Annotated in this window: 18 protein-coding genes; 11 read left to right on the forward strand and 7 right to left on the reverse strand. The window is 63.5% G+C overall.

Features of this window, described 5'->3' with window-relative positions:
- Positions 1-526 precede the first annotated feature (526 nt).
- The 3 genes from B9C43_RS52225 to B9C43_RS52235 all read left to right on the forward strand — a co-directional run bounded on the left by B9C43_RS52225 (position 527) and on the right by B9C43_RS52235 (position 2,188).
- Entirely contained in the window at positions 527-1,015 is a 489-nt protein-coding gene (locus tag B9C43_RS52225; RefSeq protein WP_084434659.1) for an SRPBCC domain-containing protein, read from the forward strand.
- Between the two features lie 94 nt (positions 1,016-1,109).
- On the forward strand, positions 1,110-1,388 hold the full coding sequence (locus B9C43_RS52230) for a hypothetical protein (protein ID WP_143447217.1): 279 nt from the start codon (positions 1,110-1,112) through the stop codon (positions 1,386-1,388).
- 176 nt (positions 1,389-1,564) lie between these two features.
- Positions 1,565-2,188: a hypothetical protein gene (locus B9C43_RS52235; RefSeq protein ID WP_084434661.1), complete on the forward strand. Its 624-nt coding sequence runs from the start codon at positions 1,565-1,567 to the stop codon at positions 2,186-2,188.
- 306 nt (positions 2,189-2,494) lie between these two features.
- On the opposite strand, the gene B9C43_RS52240 is transcribed toward B9C43_RS52235, so the two are convergent.
- Entirely contained in the window at positions 2,495-2,731 is a 237-nt protein-coding gene (locus B9C43_RS52240) for a hypothetical protein (RefSeq protein WP_084434662.1), read from the reverse strand.
- The gene (locus tag B9C43_RS52245; protein WP_084434663.1) at positions 2,731-3,348 is read right to left on the reverse strand and encodes a phage tail tube protein; all 618 of its coding nucleotides are present in this window, start codon (positions 3,346-3,348) and stop codon (positions 2,731-2,733) included. Before B9C43_RS52245 ends, B9C43_RS52240 begins: the two co-directional genes overlap by 1 nt.
- Positions 3,349-3,591: 243 nt before the next feature.
- Here B9C43_RS52245 and B9C43_RS52250 point away from each other — a divergent pair, with 243 nt between their 5' ends.
- The 3 genes from B9C43_RS52250 to B9C43_RS56325 all read left to right on the forward strand — a co-directional run bounded on the left by B9C43_RS52250 (position 3,592) and on the right by B9C43_RS56325 (position 4,500).
- On the forward strand, positions 3,592-3,918 hold the full coding sequence (locus tag B9C43_RS52250; protein ID WP_160097353.1) for an STAS domain-containing protein: 327 nt from the start codon (positions 3,592-3,594) through the stop codon (positions 3,916-3,918).
- 91 nt (positions 3,919-4,009) lie between these two features.
- Positions 4,010-4,300 (forward strand): ATP-binding protein, encoded by a 291-nt coding sequence (locus B9C43_RS52255; RefSeq protein ID WP_160097355.1) that lies wholly within the window; start codon positions 4,010-4,012, stop codon positions 4,298-4,300.
- Between the two features lie 2 nt (positions 4,301-4,302).
- The gene (locus tag B9C43_RS56325) at positions 4,303-4,500 is read left to right on the forward strand and encodes an ATP-binding protein (RefSeq protein WP_407657188.1); all 198 of its coding nucleotides are present in this window, start codon (positions 4,303-4,305) and stop codon (positions 4,498-4,500) included.
- Here the strand turns inward: B9C43_RS56325 and B9C43_RS52260 are convergent.
- From B9C43_RS52260 to B9C43_RS52270, 3 genes are read right to left on the reverse strand one after another with little or no spacing between them, the layout of a single operon-like run.
- Positions 4,497-4,916 carry a hypothetical protein gene (locus B9C43_RS52260; RefSeq protein WP_143447219.1) on the reverse strand — a complete coding sequence of 140 codons (420 nt, stop codon included), beginning with the start codon at positions 4,914-4,916 and terminating at the stop codon, positions 4,497-4,499. The genes B9C43_RS56325 and B9C43_RS52260 overlap by 4 nt on opposite strands.
- Positions 4,913-5,227, reverse strand: coding sequence for a hypothetical protein (locus B9C43_RS52265; RefSeq protein ID WP_084434667.1), 315 nt, complete (start codon positions 5,225-5,227; stop codon positions 4,913-4,915). The genes B9C43_RS52260 and B9C43_RS52265 overlap by 4 nt, the downstream gene beginning before the upstream one ends.
- A gap of 22 nt (positions 5,228-5,249) precedes the next feature.
- Entirely contained in the window at positions 5,250-5,534 is a 285-nt protein-coding gene (locus B9C43_RS52270) for a head-tail adaptor protein (RefSeq protein ID WP_084434668.1), read from the reverse strand.
- Positions 5,535-6,448: 914 nt separating this feature from the next.
- Here B9C43_RS52270 and B9C43_RS52285 point away from each other — a divergent pair.
- Entirely contained in the window at positions 6,449-7,849 is a 1,401-nt protein-coding gene (locus B9C43_RS52285; RefSeq protein WP_084434671.1) for a hypothetical protein, read from the forward strand.
- Between the two features lie 79 nt (positions 7,850-7,928).
- Here the strand turns inward: B9C43_RS52285 and B9C43_RS52290 are convergent, their stop codons facing one another.
- Positions 7,929-8,813, reverse strand: a complete 885-nt coding sequence (locus B9C43_RS52290) for a PIN domain-containing protein (RefSeq protein WP_160097357.1) — start codon at positions 8,811-8,813, stop codon at positions 7,929-7,931.
- Between the two features lie 59 nt (positions 8,814-8,872).
- On the opposite strand from B9C43_RS52290, the gene B9C43_RS57265 reads away from it, so the two are divergent.
- A complete protein-coding gene (locus tag B9C43_RS57265) occupies positions 8,873-9,010 on the forward strand; it encodes a hypothetical protein (RefSeq protein ID WP_160097358.1) in 138 nt (45 codons plus the stop codon).
- A gap of 404 nt (positions 9,011-9,414) precedes the next feature.
- Entirely contained in the window at positions 9,415-9,633 is a 219-nt protein-coding gene (locus tag B9C43_RS52295) for a S1 domain-containing protein (protein ID WP_200826101.1), read from the forward strand.
- Positions 9,634-9,957: 324 nt separating this feature from the next.
- Here the strand turns inward: B9C43_RS52295 and B9C43_RS57270 are convergent, their stop codons facing one another.
- A complete protein-coding gene (locus tag B9C43_RS57270; protein WP_160097360.1) occupies positions 9,958-10,119 on the reverse strand; it encodes a hypothetical protein in 162 nt (53 codons plus the stop codon).
- A gap of 283 nt (positions 10,120-10,402) precedes the next feature.
- Here B9C43_RS57270 and B9C43_RS56330 point away from each other — a divergent pair, with 283 nt between their 5' ends.
- Positions 10,403-11,221: a hypothetical protein gene (locus B9C43_RS56330; protein WP_143447220.1), complete on the forward strand. Its 819-nt coding sequence runs from the start codon at positions 10,403-10,405 to the stop codon at positions 11,219-11,221.
- Positions 11,222-11,690: 469 nt separating this feature from the next.
- Positions 11,691-14,239 (forward strand): LamG-like jellyroll fold domain-containing protein (locus B9C43_RS52310; protein ID WP_160097362.1); only part of this gene is annotated, 2,549 nt, incomplete at its 3' end.

Here is a 14,239-nt window from a genome sequence, read left to right on the forward strand (position 1 = left end):
GTCTGATCAAAAAGGACGGGCTGCCCTCAACTCCACCTCCCTGCTACGGCAGGGACAAGCGGTGAAGGTCTCCCACCTTCACTCGAATCAACAGCGTCTCACTGCGCAGACGAACTTTGGGCCAGAGCCAGAACGACGGCGATCGGCGCCGATAGTTGCCCGCAGGGTGTGACGCCTTGTGACGCCACGCCCTGCGGTTACAGCTCAACTGTTCCCCGACGGGGCTCGACCCCGTCCTACCCGGTGCACCTATCCAACCGCGCCACTCTCATTGCCACCCTGCTCCACAGCGGGTGCGACCTCGAGTACGAAAACACATGTGGGGCGACTGTGAGGAGATCGCCAGCACGCTGCCCACTCCGAAGTCCGCTCATACCAGGTAACTCGTCGGTCCGCCACTTGCATGAACCGAAAGACACTTGAACAACGATAATTCGGGCAGAGTATACGAGCGACCCGATTCCCCAATGGCGGTTTTCAGTAGACTGATTCGGCCACTCCTTGACCAGTCCCACGGAGGAATGCCGTGCGAACGGTAGAGCTCGCCAAGGTAGCCACCGAAATCAACGTCAGCCCCCAGCAGGTGTGGGCGGTGCTCACCGACTTTCCCCGCTATCCCGAATGGTCCACGTACATCCAGGAGATCGACGGGCGTGCGGATGCAGGCACCAATCTGAGGATTGTCATGAGGCTGCCGGGTCAACGTCCCATTGTGGCGCGTCTGCCCCTCATCGAAGCCACACCGGGAGTCAGGCTGGCGTGGGCGGCCGTGATCCCCGGCGCGGCGTGGCTACCCAAAGCCATCTTCGGCGGTGTGCACGAGTTCATACTGACCGCCCTGCCGGACGGCGGAACGAGATTCCTGCACCGCGAACACTTGAGTGACCGAAGTTCTCATCGAGTCGACGTCGATATTGGCGCACTCTCTCAGACTGAAGTATTTCGGAAAGTTTATTCTTCGACAGATCGCCGAGAGTCCACTCGGGCCCTAGGGGACGTCCATACCGGTCTATAGCCCAAGGTGATGCCAGGAGCGTCCCGTCGGTTAACAGCCCGAATGACTCTCTCACAAGATCGCAAGGGTTGACCCCCTGATTATGATGTCGATCTTGGTTGAGGCGTGGGCGCATCAGGGACCACCGAAGGTCGCGCAGAAGCACAAGGTGTTGGCCGACGCCCTCAAGCTGCTCCATGTCGCTGCGGGCTTGCCGGTCGCGCCTCGGCTGGTGTTGTGCCTGTGCGATTCGGAAGCCGCCTACCATTTCACCGCCGCACGATCCTGGGCAGCCCATGCCCTGCGCACCTTCGCCATCGACATTGCCGTGGTCGAACTACCCGCCGAGCTCAAAGCCGCAGTCCGTACCGCACAACAGCGCCAATACCGGTAGGACACCACGACGACCAACGCTCTAGGTCATGCCGCGATTGGAAGAGGTGCACGTGGTGTCTGCGTATCGCCTGCCACAAGCAAGACCTGGCAGGTGACAACCATGGTGACGGTTGGATCGATGAGATCTGACGGCGTGAGAAAATCGTTGCTCGTCACGCAGCTTGGAGGTGATCGATGACCAACGCCTCGGGCCCACATCACTATCCGCCTGACCTGACTGCACTCCTGGTGGACGTCATCCCGTTGCTGCGCCGTTCAAAGGCCGACGCCGTGGATTTCTTCCGTGCGTGCGGCGTCAGCCCAGAGTACCTCGCTGACTTGCAGCGTCGCGTCGACACGGACCGCGCCTCGATCAACAAGTACGAGATTGTTCGAACAGTGATCAAGCGAATCAACGAACAAGGCGATGCCGGGCTGAACGCTCGGCGGCTGGTCCTACGCCGTGTCGTCGAATGGAAAGACTTCTCCACCTGCTGGTCAGAAGATGCGCTAAAGGCTCAGGGCCTAGTAGCCAGCGTGCGCCAGATGGTCAACACCAAGGACTCGTTCACGCGGATGCAGCAGGAACGCGACCGTGAACGCGAAGAACGGATGCGTCCGCAACGGGAAGCCGCCGCAGCGGCGAAGTTGAAGAACGAGCGGCGGCAGGCGCTCTGTCGCCGCCTGATCTCGTTGTTTCCCATGGCTGATCCCGGAAGCGTGGTGTTCAAAGCGCTGCTCAACGAGATACAACCTCCAGGGTGTGATGTTGATGTTGCGGAGGCGTCATTGTGCACTGTGGATCGGTTTGACCTGTGAGGACAGGGGTGTGGTAGCTGCTTTGCTTTTCGGTTGTCTGTTGGCGGCCACGAGAAATCCGTTCGGGGCGTTGGTGACGAGGACTGAGGGGCCTCTGGTTAGCGCGATCGGCGGGTGTCGCGGATGTAGCGGATCCCTCGGTGGATACCGACGAGGAACGCGATGACTGCGGTGGCGAAGCGCAGGGTGGCGCTTCCAGCGGCATCGCGGCCGGGGTCGGCAGCCGGAAACGCTTGCCCCGCCACATCACGGCAGGACCACCGGCAGGGGCGGGTTTACGGGTCGCTTCGGCACGTTGGCTGGTGCTCACTCGGGTGTCTCCTGTCTGGTCGTGCTGGTCGGTTCGGGTGTGGTGGTCAGTAAGGCGCGCAGGATGAGCGAGGCGGTTTCCAGCCGGACAGTCAGCGGCGAGGCCCGCGGCCGGGTCCAGCCGTAGCGGGCGGCATCCGCTCTGTCGCAGGCCCGCATGTACCCCTCGGACGCCTCCACGGTCAGCAGGACGTCCACCAGTTCCTGACGCTGCTTATCGGTGAACTCCGACATCAGCTCGCCTTGCCTGCTGTGAGCGCGGGCGGGGTTGCCAGCACGGCGGGGTCGTCGGTCAGCCACACGCCCAGCACGGTGGACCCGCCGACCGGCGCCAGTGTCGCGAAGGTCATGCCCCACCGGTTTTCCTGGCTGCGGGACCATTGGGCGTCTTCGGTTTCCGACACTTCGGCGCGGGGCAGGTAGAGCCGGTGGTGGTAGATCTCGGTGTCGCTGATGAAATCGGTCCAGTCCACACACAACGCGCGCACGTCACTGCGTGGGACGCTGGAGATCTCCGCGCGGTACTTCTTGCTGCCCTGCGCGGTTTCCACAAAGGTCATGCCGCCGAAGTAGACGCCGAGCACGACCGCTTTGGACTCCTGGAACGTCGAGGCGACGGTGAGTTCCTGGCCCTGGTAGATGTAGCGCGCCGGGGTGAGTTGCTGCCAATGCTCGGTGCCCTGCTTATCCACTGAGCGCCGCGCCGTCACACCGTCCGAGGTGGACAGACCCAGACCGGTCCATGCGGCGGGTAGCGGGGTGGTGGCGTCCGGGGGTTCCGGGGTGCCTGCCTTGGCCAGGGAGATTTCGCCGGTTCCGGCGACACGGACAAGGGCACTGTTGAGTGCCATGAATAGATGACCTCCACAAGGATCGTGCAGAGGTCATCCCCCGTATGGCGGAGGTATGAGCCTCCATTGGGACGGACGACAGCGGACGCGCTCTGGTGGTGGGGCCGCTGCCGGAATGTGCGGGATAGGGTGACGCGCGAGGAGTTTGTTACACCACGTGAACGGGTGTAACAAAGCGTGACGTTATGTCGTGGCCCGGACGAGAGTGACCAAGCCGTGTCGAACAACCAAGAACCAGGACTCGTGTGGACGGTCGAGCCCGGTGAGCACGCCACCGTGGTGCACATCAGCGGCGAGATCGACATGGGCTCGCAACCCGAGTTCGCTGATGCAGTGAGTGCGGGTCTGGACAGCGCGGCACTTGTGGTGATCCTGAACCTGGGTGAGGTGGCGTTTCTGGGATCGGTCGGGCTGCGGGTTCTGGTCCAGGCCGATTACGAGGCTAAGCAGGCCGGGCGCCAGGTGCGCGTGGTCGATGGGGCCACGATTGTGCACCGGGTTATCGAAGTCACCGGGCTGGATCAGGTGCTCTCGCTCTATCCCACGATCGAGGATGCACGCTCGGCCTAAGTCGTCACCGACCGGTTAGCGCGAAATCCGGTGGGTATGTCCCCTTATGGGAGCCAATGACGCCATTCCCGGGGCGGGTGACGACGCGCTTATGATCGAGGACCATAGTTCCCTGCCGATAGTCACCCGCCTGCATGCGTGGGCCGCCACGCTGCCGTCGTTCGCCGCTGAGGTGGTGTCGCGGGCCGATATCACCCGGCCGCACATCTACACCCAGTTCGCCGCCGTGCCGGATCAAGTCCAGGTGGCGCGCGCCAAGGTCACCGACTGGATCCAGCGGATCGGTTTATCGACCGCCCAAGGGCAGGATGTTGTCCTGGCCGCCGACGAGGCCGTCAGCAACGCCGTCGACCACGCCTATCCAGACGCCCCGGCACGCTGACACTGTTTGCGGCCTGCACCCGTCTAGCCGACGCGGCCCGGATCATCGTGTCCGATCACGGGTGCTGGCGTCCACCCTCAGCCACGTCCGGGATGCGCGGGCGCGGCCTGCCCATGATGGAGCGTCTGTCGGACGTGTTCCGGCTGGCACACACCCCGCGCGGCACGACGGTGCTGCTCGGCTGGTCGCTGCCCGGCTAACCCGCCTCAGCGGGCGTGCGCACCCGAAGCGCAACCGCGGCCGGGGCCAACGGCGCGTCGGTGGACGGATCAATCCCGGCCAACGGCCCGGTAACCGGCTCTGCCGTCCACGGTCGCGACGAGCCAGGAGCGCAGAGCACGCCCAGGGCAAGCCCGGCGAGGGCCTTGCTGCTGTGCGGGGTGCGATGCCAGCAGGTCAGGCGAATCATCGCCCGCTGGACAGCGGGCCACGCCCAGGTGTGGCCGTCCTCGGCGACCAGCAGCCAGGGCAGCGAGGGCGGGCCGCCGTTCGGGCCGCGCCCGGTCTCGGTCGACACCTTCACCCCCGCCACGACCGGTTCAAGACGCCCGGCCAACAGGCCCCGCAACGCCCGCACCACCAGCTCGGCCACGTCGACCGGGACAGCCACACTCACGAGTCGGCCCCGTCCAGGCCGTGCACGTCCAACCCGGCCGCTGTGGCAGCGCGCTTCAGCACGCCGTGGTGGGCCTCCATGCCGACCCCGGCCGGGTGACGGATCGCCACGGTGGAACCGGCCCGGTCACGGCCGGGATCGCTGAACACCTCGATGGGCAGGAGCTCGCCGGACGTGACCCGGTGGCCTTGGGCGCGGGCGGTCTCGGCGACCTGTTCGGCCAGCTGGTGCACCGCTTCGGTGATCTCGGGCGAGGACAGGATCTCGGCGACCCCGGCCCGGTCGATCTGAACGCCGTCGAATGCCGACATGTTTGTCATCCCTCCACAGTGGTCAGTGTGGCTTCGTGCGCGCAGGTTCCCCGTCGATCTCCAGGACACGGCCGTTCCACTCGACTCGCTCCCGGGTGGCGATGGGCTGGACGGTGAACAGCCGCCACGACTTGGTGACCGGCACCCGACCAGGCTCGGCGGTTTCGGCCGACGCTGTGGGTTGCAGCAGACCCCAGACGGTGCGGCGGGGCGCGGCCGGGCCGTAGTCCAGGGCGGGGGTGGGGTTGTCGTACTCGTCGACCAGTTCGGTCGGGGTGACCAAGATCAGCCGGTGCGGCAACTGCATCAGCCATCACCTCCAGCCGGTGTTGGCGGGACGGTCCATAGGCACCACGTTGGTCTTGCTTACGACAATCTCACCTATCCAACAGCCGATCCCAAAGTCCAATATGGTGCGAACCCCGGACCAGGACGCGGAAGTCACCGTCAGCTACGAGTGGGATCTCCGCACTCAGATCAACACTATGTACCGTCGATGGCGGTTCGCTGATGGCGCCGAAGCGCAGGATGTCATCCGCCGTCGCGTCCTTTTCCCTCGTGAGATTGAGCTGTACCTAGCTTCGGCAGGCTTCGACCTGCTTGAGATCTTCAATCCTGTGGCTCCGCAGGCCGAGGAGCTCGCCGGCCCTTCTGCATGTGTCGCGGCACGATACGTTGCAGATCAGAGTCGTCGTTCTTCAGTTACTTGATCAAGTCACGTGGCCTGTCGACCAGTTGCGTCAAGTCGGGGCGATCATGTGGTTCTGTCAGCCGTCGAGGTGTGGTGCCATCACCAGTGACGTTCTCTGCTACTCGATTGCGCTACTAGGAGGCGGGGGCGCGACGGGTAGTTCTTGTTGAGGTGGTCGGACGGACCGGCGCGATGCGACTTCAGCGTTGTGACCCCGAGCAGGGTTGTACTGACCGGTCACGAAGATCGCCACGATAACAGCCAACCCGGGGGTAGCCACGATGCCGGCCACCCAGGGGTGGCCAATCGCGGCGAGCGTCACGATGGTTGCGAGCGTGATGATCAGTGCGCCGAACCCGAGAATCTGCCCCCGCTTCACGATCGCCAACAGCTCGCGAGCTTCCGCATCCTCGCGTCGCGATGGGAATGTCGGACGGCGCCCATCATGACCACCCCGGCCCGGAACGGCAATGCCCGTGCGCCGTCTCCGACCTGCAGGAAGATTCTTCACACTCTCGTATACTGCCCAGATGGGACATTGGCATTGGTCCGAGAGCCTCGTCGAAGAGCTCGCTCAGGAGATCGGTGGCAACCCTGACCGTCGCATGCTGAAGGACGCGCTCGTCCAGAGCGGCCGCGACATAGACATCTTGTCCGGCCGTAGCTTCGGTCCACCCCGCCTGGCGACCGAGGTCATCGAGCCCAACGGCTTGCCCTTCGCGGACATCCCGGATTTGCAGCTTGGTTCGATGGAACCTGTGGAGGGAGCATGGGCGATCCCCGACCCGGTTGGCCGCCAGAGAGCGACTGTCATGCAGGTCTTGTCCTTGGCTGCCCCAGCACCGAAGGCCGCACGAGTCGCCGAGGCACTTTGGTTTGCTGGTCAATTCGTAGCCGAAGCGTCGCAAACGGGGCGCCTGTCGAGAGACTATGTCGTCCATTGGCTCGGAACATCTGTGGACCGCGAGCAGCGAATGAAACTCATGCGCCGGGTCATGGATCCTGCCGTTCGACTTAGTGTTCCGATCCTTGGGGTCTCTGTCGCTGGGTGGTGGATCCAAATCACTCGCCGTCTCATCTGGGTAACGAACGAGCACGAGGACGACGGACGGCTCATCGAACTGCTTCTGGACGACACCACGACAGGCGGCGAGCTCATACCGCTCGCAGCCGTCGAGCCCACCCTGATTGTGGCCCGGATGACACAACAACCAGCAGACTGGGCGTTCACAGCGCGCATCTGGCCTGAGGGGGGCCAGCGGCCCCACAATCGGCGGTGGAGCAAGTTCTCGAAGGCAATCCATAGCCATGGTGTCCCGACCATCACCCTGGACTCCATCTCGACTCCACAAGAGATCGCGTGCCAGGTGGTCTTGAAGGGGTATTGGCACGGCTACGTCGGGAGCGACGAGCCAGCACTGGCGAATGCCGTCGCGAAGGCGTATCCGCGTCAGGTCGAGCGCATTCAGCGTGGAACCCGTGCTCCGAACAGTGCGTCTGCAGCCGCGACGCTGCTCGAACAACTGATCCGCCCCGGATTCGACCCGGCTCAAGGCGCCGAGGCAACCCGTCGGTACGTGCGACGCAAGGCGAACATCGCCGTCATGGAGCACAGGAAGGCGGAGGCGCCGGAAGGTTACCCGTGGACACAGATCGGGATCAGCGAACGCCGCTACTACAAGCTTCTGCCGCGGTTTGCTCAGAAGGTCAACGGTCGCTATGACCTCGACCACGACGACGTGGTGGCGCTTATGAAGGCTCACCTGGACGACCTAGACCGCGAGCGGACCATTCGAGCAAATGCCATTGACGTCCTCCGGTCACATGGCTTCGGGGAGGCGGCCGCGCGCAAATGGCTACAGCGGCACGAACCTAAAGAGGCCGTAAACGCGTGGCCGCGGGGACAGCGGCCGTCAGGTCCGCAGGACTGACCAGCGTTTTCCGGGTCGGGTGTGTCGGCATGCGAACTACCAGTTCAAGATGGGACATCGATGACTAGGTAGGTTCTTCTTAGCGGCCATCTTGCGCTGGCGCCTCGTCGAGGGCTGTACCGGGCTTGCGATGATCTTCCGGAAGTCGAAATGTCTTCAGCCGCATCTGTTTCGCGCGCAGGCGCATGCCGACGTCGTCGGTCAGTACTCGAACTCCGGTGGTCGGGTGGAGGGTTTCTAGGTCTGCGGCGCTCCGAAGAATTGACAGATCCGCATCTTCACCACGGTCGTCAGTGTCCACCCAAATCTCCAGAGTGGTGTCCTCGCGCAATCGGACTGCCTCACCTGGCTGGCTGTTCTTTAGAACGCGCTCGAGGTATCGGATCGCAGTCGCCGCCTTCCGTGCGAGATCGCCTTGTCCGTACTTTTGCCGGTCGAGTTCATCGATGACACGGAGGGGTATGACGAGCCGCGTCTGTGGGACGTTCTCGCCTGCGGCTTTGAACACGTCTCTCCACCGGATGTCGCCGGGTTGTCTCCAGTGGTTCAGCATGTTCGTGTCGTACACGATGGGCAGACCTGGCCGTGCGGCGAGCTCCTTCCAAGCGTCAAGCTCGACGCGTGCCTGCTTCAAGGCTTGGACCTGGGACTCGATCTCGGTGATGAGTGCATGTCGTACCGTAAGATCGGCCGGCTCTCTCATCACCCTGGCAAGAGGACGGTCAACTGACCTGTCTGGCGCCATGCTACGGATCGCCACGAGCTGCCAGTACGCCGTCGAATGCAGACCAGCACTCAGGTCTGGTGACACGAAGACCTGCTTGAGGGTGGGGAAGGTGTCACGAACTGCCTCAACGTAGGCGCCGTAAAGCTTCCCTGAACCGCGCACGGCATGCCAGATCGTCTCTGCTCTGCTGAGCACGTCGTCGGCGTAGTCGAGGGCTGTCCCGGGTGTCAGTCTCACAACTCGATACTGGCAAACGACCGGTATTGGCTCAGTGCGCCGCGCCCTGGTGCACGGCGATGGAGGCCGCGCACACCAACCCGACCGTGGGCCAGATGTGGGCGCGGTACGCCGAGGCATGCGACTACGTGCCGATCGCCGAGGTTCCGGAGGCCACGCAACTCTTCTCGTCTTTCACCCCACTCCACGACGAGTGATGCCGGCCCTTCGTGACTGGGTACGCCCCTCTCTGGGCGAACGTCCGCTCGTCGGCTACGAGGGCGCGCCGCGGTCACGTCACGGCGCGGGGTCCGCACCGGTCGGATGAGCACTTCCGGACCATCTGCCAGCACTTCCTGGTTCTTATGCTGACATGTTAGGTCCACACAGGTCACTGACCAGCGGTTTCATGATCAAAATATGATACCGCTCGAACCAACCCGGGGCCCGATCCCAACCAGCGCGGTCAAGCACGGTTGTCGACTGCGCCGGTGCTCAACGCTCGCTCAAGCAGCGTGAGCGGGTTCCGCGCCTATTGTTTGGCTATGAGCACTACTCGTGGCCTGAAGATGGGCAGCTTGGCGAGCGGGCGCGCCTGGCGTGGCCTGCGACAGTTGCTGCCTTGCCCCTGGGGACCCAAGTTACGGGTGAGGTCATCGCCCGCCAGCCGTTCGGAGTCTTCATTCGTATTGATGGCACACCTGATGCAGTGGGCCTCGCCGAGATCACTGCGATGCCGCAAGGCGCTGAACTTCCCGCGGTGGCTGCGCAAGTCACCGGTGAGGTGATCTGGCACGCTGAACACAACCACCAAGTCAAGATCCGTCTTACTCGCATGTGACGCCGCTCGCAAAACAGCGAGACTCTAGGCGGAGAGCCATCAACGTTCGCTCATCGCATATCAGGTCTGAGCTGGTGTTGTGGTCAGGTCCTTCTCCGGAGTGCGACCGGCTTGATCACCAGCTCTGGCCCCTGAGCTGTGACTTCCTGGTTCTTATGCTGACACGTTAGGTCCACCGGTAGTTCGATTTTTGCGTTCTGACCTGCGGTCCTGTACGCAGAGTAACCCACTCGCTAACGACATGAGCGAGAGGGTTTTTGCTGGCCAGCGGCTGTTCCGGGTTCTAATCCCGTAAGGTGTTGTGTTTATTGGGGCTGGTGTTGTCTAGGTCAGGGGTGCTACTGGCCACGGCTCGTGGTCGGCGTTGCCGAAGCCGAACAGGACGGTGAGGCCGACGACGACGCCGATGATCACGGTGACGGCCTTCACGACGATGGCCCCATCCGGACCTGATCGAGTTGTCGATTCAGCTGCGGGTCGGGTCATCGAGGATCACCCGCTTCGGTGCGCGGGCGTCTGTGGGTGTCTCGGGTGGGGACACCATGTTCGCGCAGTGTGGTCAGCACGGTGGTGTGGGCAACGCCCAGGTGTCGGCCGACTTGCGCCAGGGATCAGCAGAGGTTGTAGAGGTGGATGGCGTCGTCGACCCGGTTGGGCGAAAGGCCGCGGCGGCGCATCGGCACGCCGTGCCGGTGGAGAACGTTAAGACTGAGAGCACAAGTAACACCATTCACAAGGACGATGTGGACCAGCTCGGTGGGAGCGTCCGGTGGGCCCGGAAACGGCACCCGGGCGTCATCAGCGAGTTGGTCATGCTCCACCCAAGCAGCTTGGTGAGCACGCAAGCGACCCCAGTTTCGGGGATGCGCGGATCACGCCGGAGAAGCTCGATCAGTTCAAGGACGCGTTGCGGGCGTTCGCGGTGGAGCTCGCGAGCGGCCAGGGCAACTGGGGCGACGAGGAGGCGGTCGCGGTCCAGTTGAAGAAGCGCAAGCTGACCCGGGCAACTTCGTCGACACCTACTCGGTGGCGGCCCGACTGCAGGCCTGAACACATCGTCGCCGGTGCCACCTGGTACTTTCGGGAGCGATCGTCGATCTGGCCAGCGTCGATGATGGTCCGCAGTGGACGTAAATGTCTATTGTGGATGGTGCTGACCGTCGCGTATGCGCGTGCTGAAGGTGATCGGGGCGCACGGGGCCCGCATTCCCAGGTGTTCTCTGCCAGTGCGACCACGGCCGGGATCCTGTGGCGAGTTGGGCCGATCGCGTTGGCATTCGGCAAGCTGACGAAGCAGAGAAGGCCCCGGGGACGCGCGGCGCCTTCCTGTTGGGCGGCCGTCAGCGTCCTCGGTGTTCGGCACGCCAGAGATCATATCGGGCATCAGGTGCATCTCAAGATCAGGAGTTACACCACTCGTTCCAGTGTCATGCTGGTCATGAGTGTCATCGTGGGTCCGACATTCCTGGTCGGTCCGCTGAACGCTAATCGACGACTTTACGTTCGAGGGCGGATGGCTCTGAGCGGAGCGTTGTCGGCGGTATTCGACGGTGTTAGCTTGCGGGTGGGTTTTGGTCGTTGTGTTTAAGGGGTTCTGGTCGGTGTGTAGGTCCGTTCGGGTGTTCCAGTTGGATTGATCATCCATCGGACCTGCCTGTTGTGAGTTTGCCGTGACTAATTGCTCTGGATGGAGTCTTTGCCGGGATCTGCTCCTGGGCCAAGCTTCCTAGGTCAGGGTGGGATGTGCGTGGCGTCGGGGCTGCGCGTGAAATCGGGCCAGGGGGTCCTTCGACGTCATGGTGCGCCACAAGTTGGTGCGCGGCTTGAGGCTGCGCACATTTTCCGCGTGTGTTGGTGTTCTGTTGGGTGTGTCGGTGTTGTCGGTGCCTGTGGCGTCAGCGAAGTTTGCTGAGCAGGTGGTCACGCGGGCTGCTGATGAGGCGTCGGCGTCGGCGGCTGCGCGTAAGCAGGGTTCCGCGGTCGAGGTGGAAGATCGCACGTCGGAGACGACGCGGGTGGTTGCTGAGCCTGATGGGTCGTTTTCGATGGAGCAGTCTGTGCTTCCGGAGCGGGTGCGTCGTGGTGACCAGTGGGTTGGCGTGGATACGGGCTTGCAGACTCGGCCGGACGGGCTGGTGGTGCCGAAGGCGACGGTGTCTGATGTGGTGTTCTCCGGTGGGGGAACGGGTCCGTTGGTGCGGATTGCCTCGGGCGGCGCGGTGATGGCGTTGAGTTGGCGCGGTGTGTTGCCCAAGCCTGTGTTGGCAGGGGATTCCGTGACGTATCAGGATGTGTTGCCGGGTGTGGATTTGCGGGTTCGGGCGACGTTGCTGGGTTTCGGTCATGACTTGGTGGTGAAAACGCCTGCTGCGGCGGCGAATCCGGCGTTGCGGAAGATCTCATTCGATCTGGCCACGACTGGTGCGACAGTGTCGGTGGACGAGCATGGCAACAGCAAGGTGGTGGACGCGAGCGGGAAGTTGGTGTTTTACGCGTCGCCGCCGAGGATGCGGGAAACCCCTGCTGTGAAGGCGAAGGGGCACGAGCAACCGCCGGCGAAGTCGGCTCCGGTGGGTCTTCAGGTGGCGGGTGGCGAGTTGTCGTTGGTGCCGGATACTGGGCTGATGACCGATCCGGACGCGGGGTTTCCGTTGGTGATCGATCCGGATTGGAGCGAGACGACGTCGTTCCAGTCGGGGTGGACGTTGGTGCGTAAGGCGTTGCCGAACGATGCGCATTTCAACATCGCTGCTCGGGATGAGGACGAGCGTGTGCTGGGTGTGGTGCGGGTGGGGCGTGCGCCTGACTGGCCGGCGCAGTGGATTGATCGGTCGTTGTTCCGGTTCGATACCCGGTGGGTTGCTGGTGCGCGGATTGATCACGCGCGGATCCAGTTGTTCCAGTTGTGGAAGAACTCTGACTCGTGTAACCCGGCGGATGTCGCGCCGATGGAGGTGCGCAAGACCGGTGAGATCGGCCCGTCGACGACCTGGAACAATCAGCCTGCGTGGGGCTCGGTGCTCGATTCGATCCAGTCGATATCCAAGCTGGGTAAGTGTGATCCGAAGTGGGAGAGTTTGACGGTGACTTCGGCGGTCCAGGAGACCGCGGATGCCCGGCAGGACAACGTCACACTGGGGATCAAGGCGACTGACGCGGACGAGGCGTCCGCGAACCCCAACGGGTGGAAGCGGTTTGAGAACGCGCTGAAGGACAATCAGCCGTATTTCCCGAAGTTGTGGATGAAGTACAACCATGCGCCGTATGCGCCGAGTGAGCTGTCGACGGATCCGCCTTTGCCCGCGCCGTGTTTCCACTGCGCTGGTGTGTCCTATGTGAACAATGATCGGATATTGCTGAAGGCGCGGGTCACTGATCCGAATGGTGGGCAGGTTCGGGCGATCTGGGACATCGCGACGATCGGTATCCGGGAGCAGTGGCTGGCCAGTGGTTCGGTGTTCGGGACAGAGGTCGTGCTGGGGCGGCACCAGCAGGGGACGTTCACCTGGAGTGTGCGCAGTAACGATGGTCTGTTGGACGGCCCGACGGTGCAGGGGTCGACATTCGCGGTTGACCGTGTTGGTCCTGACAAGGCGCCGACCGTGACGGCTGATCTGTATCAGGCGGACAACGCGTGGTACGGCGGTGTGGGGGTGCCGGGAGCGTTCCGGTTCGACCCGAGCGGTGTGCCTGATGTGGACAGATATCGGTATTGGTTCACTGGCGGCAATCCTGTTGAGGTCAATGCGGTGACGTTGGGTGGTGGGGCCTCGGTGCTCGCGGCGCCACCGAAGGACGGCCCGATGGCGTTGTTTGTGCAGAGCGTGGACCGTGCGGGACGCCCCAGTGCCACCACGGAGTACCACTTCAACGTTCGGCCGGGCAATGGTCCGAAGGCGAACTGGCCATTGGACGGCAACGCGAAGGATGAGGCGTTGATGGGCCAGCGGGACGGCACGGTGGTCGGTGACGTGACTTGGACTCCAGGGGCGTCTGGGGCAGCGGCGAGGTTCACGGCTGCGGGTGGGCATATCACCGCGGCGAACACTGTCCGTACCGATGAGGGTTTCTCGGTCGCGGCGTGGGTGAGGCTCGACCGGGCGGACGTGAAGTCCTATGCGGTGGTGAGTCAGGACGGCCAGAACACGTGCGGGTTGTGCCTGTCGTATGAGGGCGGGACCAAGAGTTGGGCGTTCGTCGTGCCGCACCAGGACTCGGAGAGGCCACAGATCAAACCCGCCGTCGTGCGCGCCCCCGCCGCTCACCATGGTGGTCAGTGGATACACCTTGTCGGTGTCTACGACCGCGCTGAGGGCCGGATTCGGCTGTACGTCAACGGTTCGTACGTCGGCGAGGACCAGCGGTTCCCGTCAATGAACGCCACCGGGCTGCTGCGGATCGGTCATCAGATGGGCAGTGTTCCCAACCAGTTCGAGGGCGCGATTGACGACGTGCGGGTCTATGACCGGGTGCTGAGCACGGACGCGGTCCGAGCTTTGGTGGCCAAGGACGACATCCAAGCCGCGCATTGGCGGTTTGACGAGGAGTCGGGCAACACGGCGAGCAACGCGGTCGAGGGCGGCGACGCCGCTGTGCTGCGCGGCGG

It is taken from the genome of Kibdelosporangium aridum (assembly GCF_900176515.1).
GTDB lineage: Bacteria > Actinomycetota > Actinomycetes > Mycobacteriales > Pseudonocardiaceae > Kibdelosporangium > Kibdelosporangium aridum.

Excerpts from the sequence above, each read along its gene's own strand:
- B9C43_RS52235 (WP_084434661.1), top strand. The coding sequence starts at position 1,565 with ATGACCAACGCCTCGGGCCCACATCACTATCCGCCTGACCTGACTGCA.
- B9C43_RS52240 (WP_084434662.1), bottom strand. The coding sequence starts at position 2,731 with ATGTCGGAGTTCACCGATAAGCAGCGTCAGGAACTGGTGGACGTCCTG.
- B9C43_RS52245 (WP_084434663.1), bottom strand. The coding sequence starts at position 3,348 with ATGGCACTCAACAGTGCCCTTGTCCGTGTCGCCGGAACCGGCGAAATC.
- B9C43_RS52255 (WP_160097355.1), top strand. The coding sequence starts at position 4,010 with ATGATCGAGGACCATAGTTCCCTGCCGATAGTCACCCGCCTGCATGCG.
- B9C43_RS52265 (WP_084434667.1), bottom strand. The coding sequence starts at position 5,227 with ATGTCGGCATTCGACGGCGTTCAGATCGACCGGGCCGGGGTCGCCGAG.
- B9C43_RS52270 (WP_084434668.1), bottom strand. The coding sequence starts at position 5,534 with ATGCAGTTGCCGCACCGGCTGATCTTGGTCACCCCGACCGAACTGGTC.
- B9C43_RS52285 (WP_084434671.1), top strand. The coding sequence starts at position 6,449 with ATGGGACATTGGCATTGGTCCGAGAGCCTCGTCGAAGAGCTCGCTCAG.
- B9C43_RS57265 (WP_160097358.1), top strand. The coding sequence starts at position 8,873 with ATGGAGGCCGCGCACACCAACCCGACCGTGGGCCAGATGTGGGCGCGG.
- B9C43_RS57270 (WP_160097360.1), bottom strand. The coding sequence starts at position 10,119 with ATGACCCGACCCGCAGCTGAATCGACAACTCGATCAGGTCCGGATGGG.